This window comes from Burkholderia sp. JPY481 (assembly GCF_038900515.1).
Taxonomy (GTDB): domain Bacteria; phylum Pseudomonadota; class Gammaproteobacteria; order Burkholderiales; family Burkholderiaceae; genus Paraburkholderia; species Paraburkholderia youngii.
The window spans coordinates 20,330-39,031 of record NZ_JAYMRT010000012.1; the positions used below are offsets into that span (position 1 = coordinate 20,330).

Sequence of the window (18,702 nt, forward strand, 5' to 3'; positions counted from 1 at the left end):
ACCGCAGACGCTGACATGAGATATCTTCTTTTGAGTGAGCCATGAAACATCCAGCTAACACGTTTTTCGCTTCGGCTCTAGTGATGGCACTGTCGGCAACTACATATGCACAAGGCGGCAGAGCAGAAGCGGCGGCAACATCCCATGGCGGCGCCGGTTGGATGAAGACCCCCAGTGGGAGGGAATCCGATTCACCGAATGTCATGGGCAGTGGAGCGGCCAGTGGCCCTGCGACGGTGCCTTCCAGGCGCGGCAAGGCCAATGGTCTGAATATGGGTACCCGTGACGGCGCGAACAGCGACGTCAATAAACCACGGAACAGCCCAAGGCAAGATGGCCGGTAGCGATAACAGCGGGTTGCACGCGGCGTCAACATCGCGCGAGGCTGACGTCCACGCGACACAGCCCGCCTTTCGACTACGCAGCTAGCGATTCGCTGCCGCAATGCAAACTGACAGACTTGCCCCGACACCGGTCGCCGTACGTTGTTGCGCGGTCCATGTCGACCGCGTGATCGGGCCAAGCGAAAAGCTAACAGCCCGTGGGAATTGATGCGTTGGCGGATCGCCAGCTACGCGACACAGCGCAATGACTGATGCGACGCTCCAAGAAAGCAGAAGAAATGTCTACTCTCCTAAATATCCCGATGCATGGCGGTGATGCTCGACTGAACGTCAAAGTGGCGACCGTCCTCGTCGGCCATTCGCCGCGACCGTGATCGTAGGCAAGCACTGGCGCAACGAGTACGGCATCGCTCTCCGCTTCGCCCATCACTCGATAACTGCCCATCTCTATCTGGTATGGCACGCCCGACGCTTGCCGAACGCAGCCAGGTGAGAGCACCGTCTTACAGTCGCCGTTCCAGGTCCCAAGTTCGCCGTCGACATCATAGCGCTCCTGTCGCAACCATCTTGTTTGCAACGGGCGGTGAGGCGACGTAGCCGGCAATCAGGCAGCAGCCCGGCATCGGAGCGCGCGGTTGGCATTTGTGCGCGCCGTTTCCAGTAGTCGCGATCGAGCAGCGCACGTGATGAAGACGGTGTTGAATCCCGAAGTGACAGGAGCAGAGGATGGCGAGAGGTAATTGTAGCGACACCGTTCCATGCCAGCGCAAGATTAGTGCGGTGCGCACAGAAGCCGCCGAAAAGGCGGACTCCGTTTGCATTGTCGGTTCGGTTGTCGGGATTCGATAGTTCCGTCTCAGCGACCGGAGGCCGACGAGCACAGATCACTCTCCGAGAATGGGAACATTGTTTGCTCAAGTGTCTCCGTCGGCGGTGGCACACTGCGCTCGCGCGTGGAAAGCCTCGAGTGCACGGGTCGATCTTCTGTCGTGGACGCGATCGCATATGAGCCTCATCGCCGCAGACTGTTACGCGTGTGGCCTTGATCGACGGCACTGGTAGGGCAGGGACGGTAGAAATGCAGAAGAACTTGGTGTGGGCTGACAACGCGAAGTCCGTTGTCACAGGCAAACGCCCCCACGTAGCAGCGCTGATCGCGCTGGCGCTGGCCGTGTCGTCGGCATTGAGCGGCTGCAGCTCGTTGTACTCGGAAGGCGCGGTCGCGGGCGCCGGTATCGCGGGTGCCGCGGTCGCGGGCAAGGTCACCAGCAATGCGGCGGTCGCGACCGGTATCGGTCTTGGCGCGGTCGCCGCCGCGCGCGCCGGCGTGCAGTATTCGGAGCGCGTGGTCCACACGAATACGCAGAACAGCATCGCGCAGGCGGCCGGTCCGCTCGAAGTCGGGGCGGTCGCTCCCTGGAGCATCATCCACTCTTTCCCGATCGAAGACGACGAGCACGGTCGCGTGACCGTCAGCCGCCTGATCAGCACCGGCGCGCTCGACTGCAAGGAAATCGTTTTTTCCGTCGATCAGACCGCAACGCGCGACAAGCCCGCGAGCAGCGCGTTCTATATCGCATCGGTTTGCCGTGACGGTAAGGACTGGCGTTGGGCGTCGGCCGAACCCGCCACAGAGCGCTGGGGTGCGCTGCAATGAAATTGCGTTCGCCAGGCGTTCCGTGGGGTGATCGGCTTCGGCTCATCGCGGCCGGCGCGCTATGCGTCGGCGCGAGCCTGCTGGCGAGCGGCTGCGCGTCGATCGGCGCCGCGAGCGGCGCGGCGGCGGGTGTCGCTTCGGGCATCGTGACCAGCAATCCGGCCGTCGCGCTCGGCGTCGGCGTGGCGGTGCAGGCCGCCACCGACGAAGCGGTCGCGCGCTACATGCGCAGCATGCACAAGGACCAGCAGGATCTGATGGCGGCGCTGGTCGGCACGATGCCGGTCGGTGAAACGAAACCATGGTCGGTCAAGCACACGTTGCCGATCGAGAACGGTCACGGCCAGGTGCGCGTGACGCGCGCGGTCAACTCGGCGCTCGCGCTGTGCAAAGACTTCGTGTTCTCGGTGCAGGACGGAGACGGCCCGAACGCGCCCGAGAGGTGGTTCACGGCCAGCGCGTGCCAGCAGGACAAGGGCTGGAAGTGGGCGACGGCCGAGCCGGCAGTCGCACGCTGGGGCAACCTGCAATAAAAAAGCGGCGAGTGTTTCTCGCTGCTTCTCGCCTCCGTCATTAACGACGGCAGGCCCCATCGTAAGCCGTTCCCGGAGGACGCAGTCCACCTTGCGCGCGCAGGGCAGCCCCCGATGACCAGGATGCAGTCCTGATGGGGCTGCATCGTTGAGCACAGCCCCGCGTGATAGATCGCACGCTAGCAGGAGTGATTTAACGTCGCTCTGTACATCCGAGAAGCGGCGACGTCTTCCAATCAATGGTCACGCTAGAGCACACGGGTCGACAGGTCCCGCAAAGCGGAAGCGGGTGTGGATCGACGCTACCTTGCGGCGAACACCGAGACCCCGCCATTGACGAATCCATTTGCGGCGCAACTCGGGCATCCTGCTGGCGATGTCGCCGAAGAGTAGGGAACGAAAATCAGCCCTGTCGCCGGGTCGATTGCAACCGAATGCGCATTGTTACCAGTGTTCAGGCGAGTGACAACGCTGCGGGAACCGGCGTCGACAATGGTCAGTACTGGCGTACACGGCGATGCTGCCGAGCAGGCGCCATTCGTCGAGGCATTGCCGGAAGAAGTCCAACGGCTTGCCGCGTTGTAGTAGCGATTGGTGGACACATCGTATTCAAGCTGATCACCTCCACCCGCGTTGAGGGACGCCAGGAGGGCGCCGTTTGAACGATCGATAATCTGCATGAGCAACGGCGCGCCAGTCGTCCCTTCTCGGCAACCGACCGCAATATCGTTCCCAGGCCCGAGCGCCAACCCAGTAGGATCGCAGTTACCTTCCCCATACATCGCGACGCCCGCAAGGGTTGTATAGTTCTGCGTGCCGCCGTTTGGTATTGCCCGAACAGATGCTCCCGGCAGTTTTACGAGTTCACCATGAGGATTCGTCGTGCTGCCGTCTACGTTCACGTAGAAGTTGTCGCTCGTGGCGTCGTACCGGCAGGCTTCGAGTCCGGCAGTGGGTTTACCCGCGTTGTCAGTGAATGTGACCTTTGCCACGACGGTCTGAGTTGCCGTGTTGATGAATGTCGCGAAGGGCGGGTTCTCTTCCGGACTCGAGATCATGAAGATGCCATGGGTCGAATCGAGACAACCTTCATCTGCGCGCACGCCGGTTGTGCTGACCACTATCTTGCTTATCACTGCCCCTGCTGCAGGGTCGACGATCTTCACGGAATTCACGTCCCCCGCATAGATGAGGCTGCCGACAGGCGTCGCGCCGTCCGGACCGGCCTGCGAATTTGGACCGGGTCCAAGTCCCGTAAACGCGAGCGGACCGCTCCCCTGGATTGCCTTGACGAACGACTTCGACGGAATGTCGATCTGATCCAGCGAAGCGTTATTTCTGTCGGTAAAAAAGTAATGGCTACCGGAAACGACGCCGATATCAAACGAAAAGTTGACGCCGGTCTTGATGTTCGGCACGGCAATGTCCGATACATAATGCGGCCCGCTTGTAAGGTTGTCCCCGCCGCCACAGCCCGCAATAACGACCGCCACCGACGCAACCGCCATTGCAATTGCCAAAATGTACCTTCGCATCGCCCACCTCCTCTGATCGTTGAAATATGTCGAGCTTCGTCAATGCGTCCGCAACAGTGGAATCCGCCGCTACAGCATACGCTTTCCATTAAGTAGTCGTCCGTATCGTATTCACCAGGTATCAAACGTGATTTGCTTCAGTTTTTCATAAGGTTTCCGTCGAGCGTTGCCGCTGCCGCTACCCTGAACAAGGCGACTCCGCAATGCAGAGCGGAACTTTTAGCCATTCAATGTCGCGAAGTTCGCCATACCACCATGCTCGGGCTTCGCGTCAAAAACAGCTGACGAAAGGGTGCCCGTCGCGGCGAGATGCAATCGGTTAGCACCGGTTTGCACTTGAACACGTCGCTCAGCTAACTGCAGACTGATAAGACGCGCGCCGTCGGAGTCGATTCTGGAATGTGAGCTGAAGGATGCACCGGGCCATTGTCCGGATCAAATCTTATGGGACGACGCCGCACGGGACGTAGCACAGCTGGCGACCATGGTTGACGGATGTCGGGTGGTGTTTTCGATGAACAAACTCCAGCCGTCGGTCGGTGCACTGCTTGGGGCTCAATTGTGCGGCATCTTCGCACTACTGGCCGTCGGCATCGGGTGTGCGAGCTAAAAGCGCTCCACGCGACGCGTCGGCCGACGCGCCACGAAGTCGAGTGAGGCATCAGGGCTGATGCTCCTTCTTCACGCGTGGTTGCATGCAGCATACCGCGGCGCTGGAAGTGCGCCTGTTTGTTCCGCCTTTCAAGTGCGTCATCTACCTCGATGCCAAGGTAGCGGACTGTACTTTCAAGTTTCGTGTTGCCGAGCAACAACTGGACAGCGCGGAGATTCTTCGTGCGACGATAGATCAACGACGCCTTGGTCCGGTGCATCGTATGCGCACCGTCAGCGGTGTCGTCGAGGCCCCAGCCGCGCATATTGTCGCGTTGACAAGTGAGGAGACTCGTGAATTCGGCTCGGGAACAGGAAGCCGGTTCCATGCAGCCCCGCGTGCCGTATCTATGCCATCACGCTGTCGCGGGTTTGCTCGGTAATCTCAAACTGTACCGGCCGTTGTGTCTTCTGCTGCATGATCGTCGCCCGGCTGGCGATGTGCTCCTCATGACAGACGTCTCGCACCCGGGATGCTCAAGCACACCAAAAAGGAAAACGGCATCCGCACCATCCAGGCGACGTGTGACGTCATCTCACGCTTGAACGACACCTTTGCCGAGCGGCTGCTGTCCTTTCGCCAGGACAACAACGAGCCGGCACCGACGTGCTCATGCTCACGACGATGAACAGTTCGAAGGAGCTTGAGTGGGACCAAGTCTGGATCACACGCTCCGAAGAGACCATCGTTCCGGTCCCAAATCAACCGAGCCAGAAGAGCGGCGACTGTTCTACGTAGCAATGACCCGCGCGCGACGCTGATGTTTTCCGGCACCTCAAAAGAACTTCGCTTCGCGATTCGTAACTGAGGCACAGGTCGAGCAGCCGGCGCGAGCCGCCTGAAGGTGGAAATGCCCATCTGCTCGGCGGTCGCGACGATTAGCGATCGCAGTCCTGCCCGCCTTGCGAAAGTGACGATGCGACAAGATCGCGGCGCTTCTGCGTCCGCCGGGTGGGGTTTCTTTGTTCCAGCCGCCATGCGACACATACCGCGCCGATCGTCAACGGCGCGCCAATGAGCATCCCCATGCTCGGCTGCTCGTCCAGAAAAAGCCACCCTAGCACGACCGCCACCACAGGATTGACAAACGTGTACGTTGCGACCAACGTCGGTTGAACACGGTCGAGCAGCCACACGTACACCGAAAATGCAACGACAGTACCCGCTATCGTCAGGTAAGCCAACGCGACGAGCGAGGATCCTGAGATTCGATCCGGTCGGAAAAGCTGCGCTTCGCCGGCTCCTGCGCTCAGCGCTGCAAGCACGACGCCGCCTGAGAGTAGTTCAATCCCCGAAAGTCTCAGGCCTTGTTTCGTGCCGCCGAAGTTTTGCACGGCGACGGTTGCGAGCGCCCACGAAAGACTCGAGCCTAACAGCGCGGCGAGCCAAAACGCGTCGATAGCCCCCGACGAAGAGGGAGCCCAGGCAATGACGCCTACCCCCGCAAAGCCCGCGCCGAGCGCGAGCCATACGGACCGCGAAGGCGCGCGTCGACCCGGTAGCAGGAGGCGCAGCAGGGCGATCCAGAACGGGATCGTGGCGAGCATGACCGCGGCAAGTCCGGACGGCACATGCCGCTGCGCGAGCGCCAATACCCCATGGCAACCTACGAAAAACAGGAGTCCGCAAACAATTGCCAGCAGCAGCGTTCGCGGCGTCAGTGGGTCGCGTTCGCGCAAGGCACCCCAAAGGAGCAGTATGGTCCCGCCGGCCAGACAGCGGATGCACATCAGCATCAGTGGCGGGAACGAGCGCAACGCGATGGCGACGCAAAGATACGTCGACCCCCAGACGACGTAGATGATTGAAAACGCGATGAGCAAGCGTACACGCATTGGCGCTTTCCACTAATACATAACCGGTTAACAGGTTAGACTACGGTCGGTATTTTGCAAGGAGTCGGCTATGAGCATGGTCAACACCGCGTCACAGGCGAGCAGCGCATTCATCGTCACCGAGGACCCTTGCATACCGTTCGTGAATACGGTCGCATGGAGACTAACCGGGGAGCCTCAGGAGCGGCTCGAGTCCGCCCGCTCATTGCTGGTTGTGCTGAGGGAGCAGCGGCTGGTCGACGATGGCCTGCTGCGTGCGTACCGCGCCCATTGGAAGAGCGATCCCAGGGCGGCTGACAACGCATACCGGCTTGCGATCGAAGCCCGCGAGGCGATGTATGCCGCCCTCTACGGAGCCGCGAGGGAAAAGAAGACGCCCGCGGACCTGTCGTTGCTGTTTCGATTGCTCAGCGTCGAGACGCCGGGCGCAACGCTGCTGCACAGAAACGGTAGGTACGTCTGGTCATGGGACGCGAACGCGTTGCGCGCCGCGGCGTTGATAAGGCCATTCGTCGTCTCGGCGTTGGGGCTCCTGACGGGGCCACGCGCGAAACGGATCAAGCAGTGCGAAGACGCGCGCGGCTGCGGATGGCTTTTCGTCGATGAGAGCCGTGCGCAAAACAGGCGCTGGTGTTCGATGGGGGATTGCGGCAATTGCGCGAAAGCAAGGCGTAACTATGCGCGGGGGCGTGAATCCTCCTGAGCGTCTACAACGATGGCATGCGTCGCAGGTATCTGTGAAGAAATGTGTTGCTCAAAACAATCGGCGGCTAGGGCGAAGCGATTCCGGTGTGACGTGTCGTCTGGCATCGTCTGCCGGTTGATGAAGCGGCCGTCGCTGAGCATGCAGAAGCAGAGTCCGTTGAAGGCGGCTGGGCGAAGGTGACAAGAACGCGGTGAACAGCTTCTTCGAAAGGCAGAGTGTCCGTTCGCTTCCGCGAGAAGAAGGAGGCTGAGCTTCGCTAGGCCGGCGAGTTCGAATTCCACCTTCGATCCCGTTGCCGGCGCTGGATATCAACGTCGAAGTCTATACACGGTTTTCCATGCGTGTCGTGTCGGTGATCATCAAGTTCGACAAGGTGATGGATCAGTCGACCTCATGGTCTGGAACGGTATTCGTGACCAGATAACCTTGTCGGCGTAGGCGTCGTCACCGGACTTTCCAACGCAACGCGAGCGCAGTTCTGCCAACTTGTTTCCAGAGCTGACTATGGAATTTTCAATGGTTGCTTTCCGGCGACGGGGATGAATGCGTGCTGCCGGCCACGAGCGGCCCTTCGGCGCTTACTTCTGACTTCGTAACAAGTCAAAGGTCCGGCGCTGACCCGCCACTGACCGAGCGGGAAATCGGACCGGCCAATCATTGGCATCCTGATCGTGTGCGCTATCTATTCCGCTGTCGAGGCGTCTGCCGGATGATGGTGCGTCATGCTTGGATCGTGCCCTGCCATCGCGTCGTGGCCATGATCGAACAACTGGGCGTCGAACCATTCGTGCAGCGCCATGACGAGGCGAGGCTCGTCCGCGTGATATACGATTTTGCCTCCATCGGGCAAGTCGTGATAGTGGATCGTCAGTTCGCCCGGCTTCGCGGTACGTAGCACGGCTAGGCCCGGCATGTCGTTGCCGTGGATTAGCTCCGGCGCATTGAAATCTCCCTCCGAAAAATGCCGGGCGATCATGGCCAAGTGTCCGCGGATCATGGCGGCCTGCTTCGGATCATGATGCTTCGTGACGACCTGCTGGATTCCGCCGTCGGCCGTCTTCGTAAAGATGTGTGTGGTGGCCGCAAGGGAGAACGGCATCACCTCCGTGCCGTGTTGCTCCACTTCCCTCTGGCGTGCCGTAACGTCGGCGATAGCGGGCGACGAAAGAACAGCTATTCCGAGAAGGACCGCGGTTGAGAGCGCGACAACAGCCGCCGACGGGCGTGACATGAGTTGCTCCAATCGAAATAGAGAACGCATAGTCTAGCGTTCAATGTCCGTTTCCGGTATTGGCGAACGTCCCTTCGGGCTTGCAACCGGCCATAGCCCTTGCATTGGCGCGAAAGGCGGCGGTGGGTCGACATGACCCCGACGTATCCGGCAGGGAGCGACGCCTGTCCGCAGGCGCCGCGACACGCTCACAGCAATGTGAATGAAGGCAGGCGTCGAATAACCCTAAACGTTAGCAGCCCTTGAGTGGGGCGACCGTACGATTCGCCGTAGTGGGTGGACTTGAAGCACCGCAGTGACGCGCGTACGCATACCAAATGTCGCGGCTGATCGCGCCATCGACTGATCGGCCTTGTTTTGGATCGACTCAACCAAGACTCGCGATCGCGAGTGCATGTGCCATACGCGTGAACGTAAAATACCGTTGATACCTATGAGCGGATAAGTTGAACCGAACCACAGCGCGCTCCGGCGCTGCGCACTGGACTTTGGGCGTTCGCCATACACGTTTGGCCTCCTCTGCCAGGCAGAAGCGAAGGTCGAAACTCAAATCCGCGCACTAGATTTGGCGGTAATAGGCCGCTGGTCTGGACTTCTGGGACTGTCGCTAGCGACCGCTGCACGCGGGCTCTCGTTTTCAGGTCAGAAACGCCGTCCGGTTACCTGACCCACTGCGTGAGTTAAATGGGACGCCATTGAAATGCCCGTGCGGCTGATGCAGCTTCGCAGATCGCGAACCGACCGCAACTCGCGGAGGAAGCAACATGAGCACTCTTGAAGGATTCGGCATAAAAGAGAGAACTGGCGACGCGCGCAGTGGGCTGGATGTCGATGCGCTGCGGCATGGCGTTGTCGAGAACGTCATCTGTCTGCAAGGCCGCCATCCTGCCTTGGCCACCGCGCATGATTGGTATATGGCCCTTGCACATACCGTGCGCGACCGCATGTTGGGGCGCTGGGCGGCAACCGTCGAGGGCTACACCGCCCGGGAACTAAGGGTTGCCTGTTATCTTTCCGCTGAATTCCTGATTGGACCGCAACTCGGCAATAACCTCGTCAACCTCGGGATCGAAGCCAACACGCGCGCCGCCATGCAGGCGCTCGGCCAGGAGCTTGATACGCTGCTGGCGATCGAGGAAGAGCCCGGGCTCGGCAATGGGGGGCTTGGGCGGCTGGCTGCCTGCTATCTGGATTCGCTCGCGACGCTCGAAATTCCGGCAATCGGATATGGCATTCGATACGAGTTTGGCATCTTCAAACAGGAAATCTGTGATGGATGGCAGGCAGAAGTGACCGACAAGTGGCTTCAGCGTGGCAATCCATGGGAGTTCGTGCGCCCCGACGTCAACTTTTATGTCTCTTTCGGCGGCCATACAGAATATGAGTTCGATGCGCAGGGCGGCTTTCGCGTGCGCTGGATACCGGCGCACCAGGTGAAGGGCGTGGCCTGCGATATGCCAATGCTTGGATACCGGGTCAACACGTGCAACGCGTTGCGGCTTTGGAAGAGTGAGGCTGTCGAGTCCTTCGACCTGCACGACTTCAATGCTGGCGACTATTACCAGGCCGTGCAGGAAAAGGTAAATTCCGAAACGCTGTCCAAGGTGCTTTATCCCAACGACGAACCCGACGCCGGCAAGCGCCTGCGCCTTGCACAGCAATACTTTTTCGTTTCGTGCTCGCTGCAGGACATGCTGCGCCTGCTCGACCGCAGGCGCGAGCCGGTCGAACGCTTCGCGGAAATGTTCACCGTGCAGTTGAACGATACGCATCCGTCGATCGCGGTCGCCGAACTGATGCGTCTGCTCGTGGACGAGCGACGCCTGCCCTGGGAGCAGGCGTGGAACATCACACAGCGCACGTTTGCCTACACCAACCATACGCTGCTGCCCGAGGCCCTGGAAACATGGGGTTTGCCGCTCTTTCGCAACCTGTTGCCGCGCCCGCTCGAGATCATTTTCGAGATCAATAGTCGGTTTCTCGCTGAGGTCCGGCAACGCTATCCCGGCGACGAAGCGCGTATTGCGAGAATGTCGCTGATCGACGAAACCGGCGAGAAGAAGATCCGCATGGCCCATCTGGCGACAATCGGCAGTCACGCGATCAACGGTGTGGCCGCACTGCATTCGACGCTCCTGAGACAGACAGTGCTGCGCGACTTTGCCGAATTGTGGCCTGAGAGGTTCGACAACGTAACCAACGGCGTCACACCGCGCCGGTTCATGCTGCTGGGCAATCCGCGTCTCGCGCGCCTGCTCGACCAGACGGTGGGCGAGGGATGGGTAACCGACCTGGCGCGTCTTCGCACACTCGAGTCCCACGTCGACGACACGGCTTTCCAGGACGACTGGCGTCGCGTCAGGCGATGCAATAAGGCGGATCTTGCGCAGCTCGTACGGAACAGCACGGGCATCGTTGTCGATCCCGATGCATTGTTTGACATCCAGGTCAAGCGCATCCATGAATACAAGCGGCAACACCTGAATCTGCTTTACATCATTACGCTCTATCAGCGTATTCGCCGCCACCGGGAGCAAGACGTGGTGCCGCGTTGTTTCATCTTTGGCGGCAAGGCGGCACCGAGCTACACGATGGCCAAGCTGATGATTCGTCTGATGACAGGTCTGGCCGAAGTAGTCAACAACGACCCGGCAATGGAGGGGCGGCTCAAGGTCGTGTTTTTCCCAAATTTCAACGTCAAAAATGCCCATTTCATCTATCCGGCTGCCGACCTGTCAGAGCAGATTTCACTGGCTGGCAAGGAGGCATCCGGAACCGGCAACATGAAGTTCATGATGAATGGCGCAATCACGATCGGAACATTGGACGGTGCGAATATCGAGATCCGTGAGGAGGTGGGCGAGGAAAACTTCTTCCTTTTCGGTTTGTCCGCTGAAGAGGTGACGAGTATCAAACGCGAGGGCTATCACCCTCAAGTTCACGTTGAGGGCAATGCGGAGTTGCGCGAAGCGCTGGACCTGATCTCGTCAGGATACTTCTCGCGCGGCGACCGGGAGGTGTTCCGTCCGCTCGTGGACAACCTGCGCAACTTCGATCCGTTTTTGGTGTTGGCCGACTACGCTGGATATGTGGCGTGCCAGGAACTTGTAAGCGTCGCCTGGCAGAATCCGGGACGTTGGACGCGGATGTCGATCCTCAACACAGCACGCTCGGGGAAATTTTCGTCCGATCGCGCGATCGGCGAGTATTGTGAGCGGATCTGGAATATTTCTCCGGTCAGGATCGCGCTTGACTAACCTTAATTGCGACCGGCTCATGCCGCCATCAAGCATTTCCGCAGGGCCTTCGCCGGGCGCTCCGACAAAATGCCGGGCCATGATGCAATCATTCGATATTTCGGCGCGTTCTCATCGCGAACTTCATTTGCGAGGCGGCCGAGGGCAATTCCCCTGGTTCGGTCGAACTCGCGCCAAAACCAAGCGGGCTCATTGGCCGCTCTCCCGCATAACGACCAGCCGGTCGGAGAACGGTCCTGAATAGACTGTCTGGAAATAAAGCGGACGGTTACGCAGCGTATATCCGCGCAATTCCATGATGAACCCTGGCTGGCCACTTGCAATTTTCAACTCTTTCGCGGCAACGTCAGGCAGCGGATCAAACCTGATCCACTGGTCGACATGCTGCGTCGGCAATGACAGACGCTGGGCGACCAGTTCTCGCAAGTTTCGTTCGAGCGCAGCGCGATCGAGTCCGCCCAGTTCCGAGAAATCCTCATCACGCATCCAGAACTCGGTATACAGATCGAACCGGCCAGCCACGCTGATGACACGATCGATGCGGACGTAGCCTTCGCCTCCGAGGAAGTCGGACCAGGGCCCCTTGCGCTTAAGGCGTTTCACTGAACGCGGATGAACATAGGAGGGCAAGTCATTACCGTCGGCATCGCGAAAGCGGAGATAGCGAACGTCCGCGGGTGCCACGCGCGCGCCCGACACGAATGTTCCGCGGCCCTGTTCGCGTGTAATGAGTCCCGAATGCACGAGTTGCATGAGCGCCTTCTGGACGGTGCCCACGCTCACGCCGTGCGTGGCCGCCAGTTCGCCCTCGGAGGGCAGCCGGTCACCCTCGCGAAGGTCGCCAGTTTCGATGTGCCGGATGATCGATTCCGACACCATGGATAGTTTTGTCATTTTTTTCCAAACACTGCGTTGAAATCCCCGTGACGAACTCCCTAACCGCGGGAAATGTACTCGGGGACCTGCCGCTGGAGCATCGAACTCCTCACGCGCCGTATCAGGCGCCAGTCCTATGCATGAATGTAATGCTTAATTTTATCCAAATCAAGAGTTTTTGCCGTCTGATCATAATGTTCTATATAGGAGTTTCCCTTAACTCCTATATAGAAGTGTTGACTCGCCTGTGCGACGCGCCGTATCTTGCAGACATTGGAGACGCAATGTGCTGGGCCACGCGGAAGGAGGTTTTGAGCAAATGAATGTGAAGTCCCACCTGGAGAAGATCGCGAGACTGGAGTTGCTGCGCAATCGCTTTGACCCGCTCGTCGACTTCGAACTTTGGTTTTGGGCCGGCATGACCGCAGGCACCCATGCGGTCAATGCCGCGCTCCATTGCGCGGGGGTTACCGCGAGCGACGACATCCATCCGACACAACCGGGGGTTTATCTCGTGCCTCGCGCCGACGGCTCGCTGACGACCGAATTTCGACCGCTCGGCGACATCCTGCATGTAGGTCGCCCGGTAATCGAGGCTGCGATACCGGAAGACATCGAATCGATGATGCACCTGATGGAGACTGTAGAACGATACCGCGATCCATGCGTGCGTGAAGGCGTGGTACCGACGGCAGCCATCGTCGCCGAATGCGACGCAGCGCTTGCGCGGTGCCAGCGGCTTTTGAATGAGCGCCTGCAAGGAGACGCGCATGGACATTGAAAAACATCTCGAAGCTGCGCGGCGCATCGAGCGATCCCTGAAGAAGTGCGCCGACGACGACTGCGAAATGAAGATCGAGGGGGCGATGCTGGCAGGCACGCATTGGCTGAACGCAGTTCTGCATGGAACGGGTGCGACGGGTCCTGGCGCCGACGTATTTCATACTTATCTGCTGACGGTGAACGAGTACCGGCGTCTATGTGTTGCTGACGAAGAGATGGTCAAGGCGCTTTCCGAAATCGAAGATCTGCGTCCGCCATACGTGCGCGGAAACCGGCCGGGCGCCAAGGCTGCGGCGGATCGAGCGCTCGAATTGCTGTCGGTCATTCGTCGCAAGGCAGAAAACGTCGTTTGATGCGTCATTTTCGCGGCCACACGCGATGGAGAAAACGCCATCGACACGGGTGGTCCCGTTATCGCTGGACGTAGTTCAGCCGCGAGGTAAATCAGTAAATACCAATCAATTGATTCGGCGTACTACGGATGCGTTAGGAGGGCATCGCGATGTATGGACTCCGTTCCGTACGCGTGATCCCCGGCGCACCCGCAAATTCATGATCATTGGTGAAAGGTGATTTGCCTTCCACAGAAAAGGAGATGAAATGAGGAAGACAAAGATAGCCGCCCTTGCGGCTTGCGCGATGACATCGGTACCGGTGTTTGCTCAAAACTCGGTCACGTTGTACGGGCTTGTCGATACCGGTGTCGAATACATCACGCATGCAACGCCGACCGGAGGGACTGTTGTGCGTATGCCGGTGATTGGCGGTGGTGACGCGGCGTCGCGCTGGGGCATCAAAGGTTCGGAGGACCTCGGCAACGGGTTGAAGGCCATTTTCACCTTGGAGAGCGGATTCTCGATGTCCAACGGCTCGTTGCAGCAGGGTGGCCGGTTGTTCGGCCGGCAGGCTTACACCGGCCTGGCTGGACCTTGGGGGCAACTCTCCTTCGGGCGCCAGTACAGCATGACGACCTGGGGAATGTATGATTCGAATATCCTTGGCTCAGGCGGGATGGGTGGTCTGGCTTCGTTCGATCCTTACCTGCTGGCGGCACGCTTCGATAGCGACGTGGTGTATCTGGGCACATTCGCTGGCTTGACCGTGGGGGCGAGCTATTCGTTCGGTCGTGATTCGAGTCCGGCAGGCAACTGCCCGGGCCAGAGCGGCAATGACTTTCTGGCCTGTCGCGCTGTGTCCGCCATGCTCAAGTATGACGCTAACGCTTGGGGCATCGCGACAACCTATGACGAGCAGCGCGGTGGAGCGGGAGCGGCACCCGTCACAGTAGTTCCCGGCTTGCCGGGCATCGCTTTCACGAAGTCATCGGATACTGATCGGCGGTACCAGGTTGCCGCCAAGCTCTTCGTCGGGCCTGTGCAACTGGGCGCCGGGTGGCTGCACCGGCGCATTCAGGGGGACGTGAAATCGGCCACTACCGACCTCGAATATCTTGGCGCGACCTACCCCTATCAGGCCTGGACGTTCGAAGCGCAGATTTCTCGGATCGATAACACTGCGTTCGATGCCGACGGCACCCTTGGTACGGTTCGCGTCAACTACAACTTCAGCAAACGCACCGCGGTATACAGCGTGCTCTCCTACCTGAAGAACAACGGCAAAGGCGGCATCTATTCCGTCTCCGCGGCGAGCACGGTGCCTGCCGCGCCGGCTCCTGGCGGCAATCAGTTCGGTGCGGAGATCGGCATTCGTCACATGTTTTGAGGCCCCAGGCTACAGGCGCCGGGCGACGGGAGTGGTGCTGCCGGGCGTTCTCGTGGCGCGTGACCACCTGTGCAAGCCGCAACCGGCGCAATATAAGGGCAGTCGATTCACGCCGAATGTAATAGACGCTTATTGCGTCGCTGAAACGTTGGTTTGGATCCAGGAGGAATGGCATGGATCGCGAGGGTATCCGCTCCATCGGGTGGTGGACTTATGTTTCGATCGTGATCGGCGCGGCAATCGGCATGTTTGCCGGCGTGACGTCGTTTAACTCGGTACCGGGCATCTTCGCCCGGCCACTCGCGGCGGAGTTCGGGTGGGGCCGGATGGAAATGTCGCTGTCGTTCTCGGCTACGCTGCTTGGCATGGCTATAGGCAGTCCACTCATCGGCATGCTGATGGACAGGTTCGGAATTCGGCGCGTCATCTTCTGGTCTGGCGTCGCTTTCGGCCTCGCCGTCATCTGCATGTCGAAGCAGGACGGCAGCAAGATCATGTGGATCGGACTCTCCGGGCTGATCGGAGTCGTCGGCGCGGCGGTCTCAGTATTGGGCTACCTCGCGGTATTTCCACAATGGTTCGATCGTCGTCTCGGCCTCGCGCTCGCACTGGCTATGTGCGGTCTCGGCGTTGGGTCGATGGTCATGCCGACTTTCGCGCAATATCTGGTGACCCATTTCGGGTGGCGTTCGGCCTATGTCATCCTCGGAGGCGCGTCGCTGCCCTTGATGCTGGTGGCCTGTTCGCTACTGAGGGAGCGCAGGATCGACGCGCCAGATCAGCGCTCAACCGTACCAGTGTGTGCGGAAGGACTGACGCTCGGGCGCGCGATGAAGAGTTACCGGTTGTGGGCGATCTGGCTGACTTTCATGCTGGGGTCGATCTGTACGCTCGCACTGGTGCCGCACCTTCCCAGCATGTTCATCGATCGGGGCCTCAACGTGGAAGACGCTGCACGCGGTGCTTCGATGCTCGGAGTGGGCCTGTTGGCGGGCCGACTCCTCACCGGGGTATTGCTCGATCATGTGCATGCTCCTCTGGTCGCTGTGCTGTTCTTTCTGGGGGGCGCCGCCGGCATCCTGTTGTTTCATATCTCTCGAGACTATCAGGTGCTGTTGCTGGCCGCGGCGCTGATCGGCTTGACGATTGGCGCCGAGGGCGACCTGATTTCCTACCTCGTGCGCGCGTATCTTGGAATGCGCCTGTTTGGCACCCTGTACGGAATCGCTTTCTCGGGATATTGCCTGGGCTCCGTCGTCGGCCCGCTTGGCATCGGCGCCTATTTCGACAGGCACGGTAGTTACGATCTGCTCCTGGTCGTGCTCCCGTGCGTCCTCGTTGGTGCGTGTGCGCTGATATTGACGCTCGGACGTTATCCGGGGACCAGCGGCCGCATCGAGGCGGTTGCGTCGTAACGCAAGGCGATGCGTCGGCGCCCCTACGTCAAACGCATCGCAAGCCCGATCGGCTGCATGATTCGGAGCGTCACATACGAAACTTCGGCCAGATCGCGGCGCTGATTCAACGGTGCCTCGTACCTGACAAAACTCCTTCGCAAAGGGAGTCGCCGCTTCTTTGCTATTCAAAATCCATCTGCTGCCGATCCTTTCCGGCTCGCAGATGCGACAGCGCCATCCGTTCTGCTCGCATTCCTTGTCCCCGCGCCGTTGAAATTCAGTGCGCGGGCGACGTTCACCCCACCGAGCAAATTCCAGGCTGATAGCACCCGTTCACGGAGCACACGCGGATGCCTCGCGTCCGCCTGAAACTCCGCGGACACCTGCAGTCAGCGCGCAGTGCCGCGGCCACCTGCCGACGTTAGAGCGCGCCGCCGCGTGGGGCTCTAGCAGAGGTGTTCTCTTTGTTAGAACACGATTGCTCAACCTGTCTAATTGATCGACACCCCTCTTCAAAACATACTGCTTCGGCATTCAACGCAAACAGTGACTGGCAGCGTTCGATAGCAGCGGTCGAACGACCAACGCAGCCTGTGAGCGAGAGATTCAACCCACATCTGATCGGAGCGTACTGATGGAGCAGTCAACGGTAGAAGGTTTGTTCGAAGCATTTGCTGAGTTTTTCCCCGGCGCGACGGAGATCGGATCCTATGTAGGCGGCAGACTCATTCCGGGCACCGGCGACGAGATCCAGATATACGATCCAGCCAGCGGGGAAAAATCGGTCAGCTATCGGGACGGCGGCGCGGCATGCGCGCAGCAGGCGTGCGTCGCCGCGCAGGAAGCGCAGAAGAAATGGTGGGGGATGACGCATGCCGCGCGCGGTCGAATCCTTTACGCCGTCGCGGCCAAAGTGCGGGAGCACAACGAGCCGCTCGCTCGCCTTGAAGCGATCTCGACCGGCAAGCCGATTCGCGATAGCCGCCGCGAAGCCGAGATGGTGGCGGAGATGTTCGAATTCTATGCAGGGTGGGCCGACAAGTTTTATGGCCACGTGATCCCTGTGCCGACCACGCATCTGAACTACACTCGCCGCGAGCCGTACGGCACGATTCTGCACGTCGCACCGTGGAATATCCCGATGCTGTCGTTTGGGTGGCAAGTGGCGCCGACCATCGCCGTCGGCAACGCCGTGCTGCTCAAACCGTCCGAGCTGACCCCGTTCACGTCGCTCGCGATCGCGATGCTGGCGGAACGAGCCGGGGTGCCGGTGGGCCTGATCAACGTTCTGGCAGGGTACGGTCACACCACCGCTCAAGCGGCGATCGCAGACCATGCCGTGAAGAAGGTCGTTTTCGTCGGATCGCCCGCAACCGGCGTGAGAATCGCCGAAGCTGCGGCAAAGCGCGTCATTCCGTGCATCCTGGAGCTCGGCGGCAAGTCAGCCAACATCGTGTTCGATGACGCCAACCTCGATCAGGCGGCGGCGGGCGCACAAGTGGCGGTCTTTTCGGGCGCAGGGCAGAGCTGCACGGCGGGATCACGCTTGCTGGTGCATCGCAAAGTCTATGACGAGGTGGTCGGCAAGGTCGCCGACGGTGCGCGCAAGCTGCGCGTTGGGCATCCCCTTGAAAACACCACTGAGATCGGCCCCATCAACAACCGGAATCAGTTCGAGCACATCAAGCGAATGATCGCCAGAGGCGTCGAGGAAGGCGCGCACCTTGCCGCTGGGACGACGAAGTTCGGCGACGAAGGATACTTCGTACCCCCAACGCTATTCACGGGCGTCTCGAACGACATGGACATCGCGCGCACCGAGGTATTCGGTCCCGTCATCGCGGCGATTCCGTTCGAAACCGAGGAAGAGGCGATCGCCATCGCCAACGACAACGAGTTTGGTCTGGCGGGCGCCGTGTGGACCAATGACGTCGCACGAGCACACCGTGTGGCGGCACAGGTGGACGCGGGAACCTTCTGGATCAACAGCTACCGCTCGATTCACGTGGGTTCGCCGTTTGGCGGCTACAAGAACAGCGGCTATGGACGCACGAGCGGCATCGAGGCGCTCTACGAGTACACGCAGACCAAGAGTGTCTGGGTTCAGACGGCCGCCTCGGCAGTCACCCCGTTCGGTCGCGCCTGAGCGAAGGAAAAGGAGAATCAAGCCGATC

13 protein-coding genes and 2 pseudogenes are annotated in these 18,702 nt (G+C 60.0%); 10 read left to right on the forward strand and 5 right to left on the reverse strand.

Translation table 11 applies throughout. The features are described 5' to 3' along the window. Positions 1-1,422: 1,422 nt before the first annotated feature. Together VSR82_RS25580 and VSR82_RS25585 are read left to right on the forward strand one after the other, a co-directional pair. Positions 1,423-2,001 (forward strand): hypothetical protein, encoded by a 579-nt coding sequence (locus VSR82_RS25580; protein ID WP_429463428.1) that lies wholly within the window; start codon positions 1,423-1,425, stop codon positions 1,999-2,001. Then, positions 1,998-2,534, forward strand: coding sequence for a hypothetical protein (locus VSR82_RS25585; protein WP_429463430.1), 537 nt, complete (start codon positions 1,998-2,000; stop codon positions 2,532-2,534). Before VSR82_RS25580 ends, VSR82_RS25585 begins: the two co-directional genes overlap by 4 nt. A gap of 302 nt (positions 2,535-2,836) precedes the next feature. Here VSR82_RS25585 and VSR82_RS25590 read toward each other — a convergent pair whose 3' ends face one another. Beyond that, the gene (locus tag VSR82_RS25590) at positions 2,837-4,069 is read right to left on the reverse strand and encodes a YncE family protein (RefSeq protein ID WP_498858205.1); all 1,233 of its coding nucleotides are present in this window, start codon (positions 4,067-4,069) and stop codon (positions 2,837-2,839) included. 740 nt (positions 4,070-4,809) lie between these two features. Continuing rightward, positions 4,810-5,191, reverse strand: a pseudogene (locus tag VSR82_RS25595) (site-specific integrase); the annotation flags it as partial. Between the two features lie 32 nt (positions 5,192-5,223). Here VSR82_RS25595 and VSR82_RS25600 point away from each other — a divergent pair. Continuing rightward, positions 5,224-5,563 (forward strand): annotated as a pseudogene (locus tag VSR82_RS25600) (3'-5' exonuclease); the annotation flags it as partial. Positions 5,564-5,599: 36 nt separating this feature from the next. Here the strand turns inward: VSR82_RS25600 and VSR82_RS25605 are convergent. Next, positions 5,600-6,556: an EamA family transporter gene (locus tag VSR82_RS25605; RefSeq protein WP_429463436.1), complete on the reverse strand. Its 957-nt coding sequence runs from the start codon at positions 6,554-6,556 to the stop codon at positions 5,600-5,602. Positions 6,557-6,626: 70 nt separating this feature from the next. Between VSR82_RS25605 and VSR82_RS25610 the strand changes: the two genes are divergently transcribed. Then, the gene (locus VSR82_RS25610) at positions 6,627-7,259 is read left to right on the forward strand and encodes a CGNR zinc finger domain-containing protein (RefSeq protein WP_429463438.1); all 633 of its coding nucleotides are present in this window, start codon (positions 6,627-6,629) and stop codon (positions 7,257-7,259) included. A gap of 685 nt (positions 7,260-7,944) precedes the next feature. On the opposite strand, the gene VSR82_RS25615 is transcribed toward VSR82_RS25610, so the two are convergent. Further along, entirely contained in the window at positions 7,945-8,493 is a 549-nt protein-coding gene (locus VSR82_RS25615; RefSeq protein WP_410848400.1) for an aspartate carbamoyltransferase, read from the reverse strand. Positions 8,494-9,257: 764 nt separating this feature from the next. Between VSR82_RS25615 and VSR82_RS25620 the strand changes: the two genes are divergently transcribed. After that, complete coding sequence (locus VSR82_RS25620) at positions 9,258-11,750, forward strand: glycogen/starch/alpha-glucan phosphorylase (protein ID WP_498858206.1); 2,493 nt, start codon at positions 9,258-9,260, stop codon at positions 11,748-11,750. Between the two features lie 189 nt (positions 11,751-11,939). On the opposite strand, the gene VSR82_RS25625 is transcribed toward VSR82_RS25620, so the two are convergent. After that, positions 11,940-12,644: a GntR family transcriptional regulator gene (locus VSR82_RS25625; RefSeq protein ID WP_368581489.1), complete on the reverse strand. Its 705-nt coding sequence runs from the start codon at positions 12,642-12,644 to the stop codon at positions 11,940-11,942. A 301-nt stretch (positions 12,645-12,945) separates the two neighbouring features. Here VSR82_RS25625 and VSR82_RS25630 point away from each other — a divergent pair, with 301 nt between their 5' ends. The 5 genes from VSR82_RS25630 to VSR82_RS25650 all read left to right on the forward strand — a co-directional run bounded on the left by VSR82_RS25630 (position 12,946) and on the right by VSR82_RS25650 (position 18,674). Further along, positions 12,946-13,407, forward strand: a complete 462-nt coding sequence (locus VSR82_RS25630; protein ID WP_410848503.1) for a hypothetical protein — start codon at positions 12,946-12,948, stop codon at positions 13,405-13,407. Then, complete coding sequence (locus VSR82_RS25635) at positions 13,397-13,762, forward strand: hypothetical protein (RefSeq protein ID WP_368581491.1); 366 nt, start codon at positions 13,397-13,399, stop codon at positions 13,760-13,762. Before VSR82_RS25630 ends, VSR82_RS25635 begins: the two co-directional genes overlap by 11 nt. A 247-nt stretch (positions 13,763-14,009) precedes the next feature. Next, positions 14,010-15,131, forward strand: a complete 1,122-nt coding sequence (locus VSR82_RS25640) for a porin (protein WP_429463444.1) — start codon at positions 14,010-14,012, stop codon at positions 15,129-15,131. Positions 15,132-15,304: 173 nt separating this feature from the next. Next, positions 15,305-16,546, forward strand: coding sequence for an MFS transporter (locus VSR82_RS25645; protein WP_498858207.1), 1,242 nt, complete (start codon positions 15,305-15,307; stop codon positions 16,544-16,546). A gap of 616 nt (positions 16,547-17,162) precedes the next feature. Then, complete coding sequence (locus tag VSR82_RS25650; protein WP_429463450.1) at positions 17,163-18,674, forward strand: aldehyde dehydrogenase family protein; 1,512 nt, start codon at positions 17,163-17,165, stop codon at positions 18,672-18,674. Positions 18,675-18,702 lie beyond the last annotated feature (28 nt).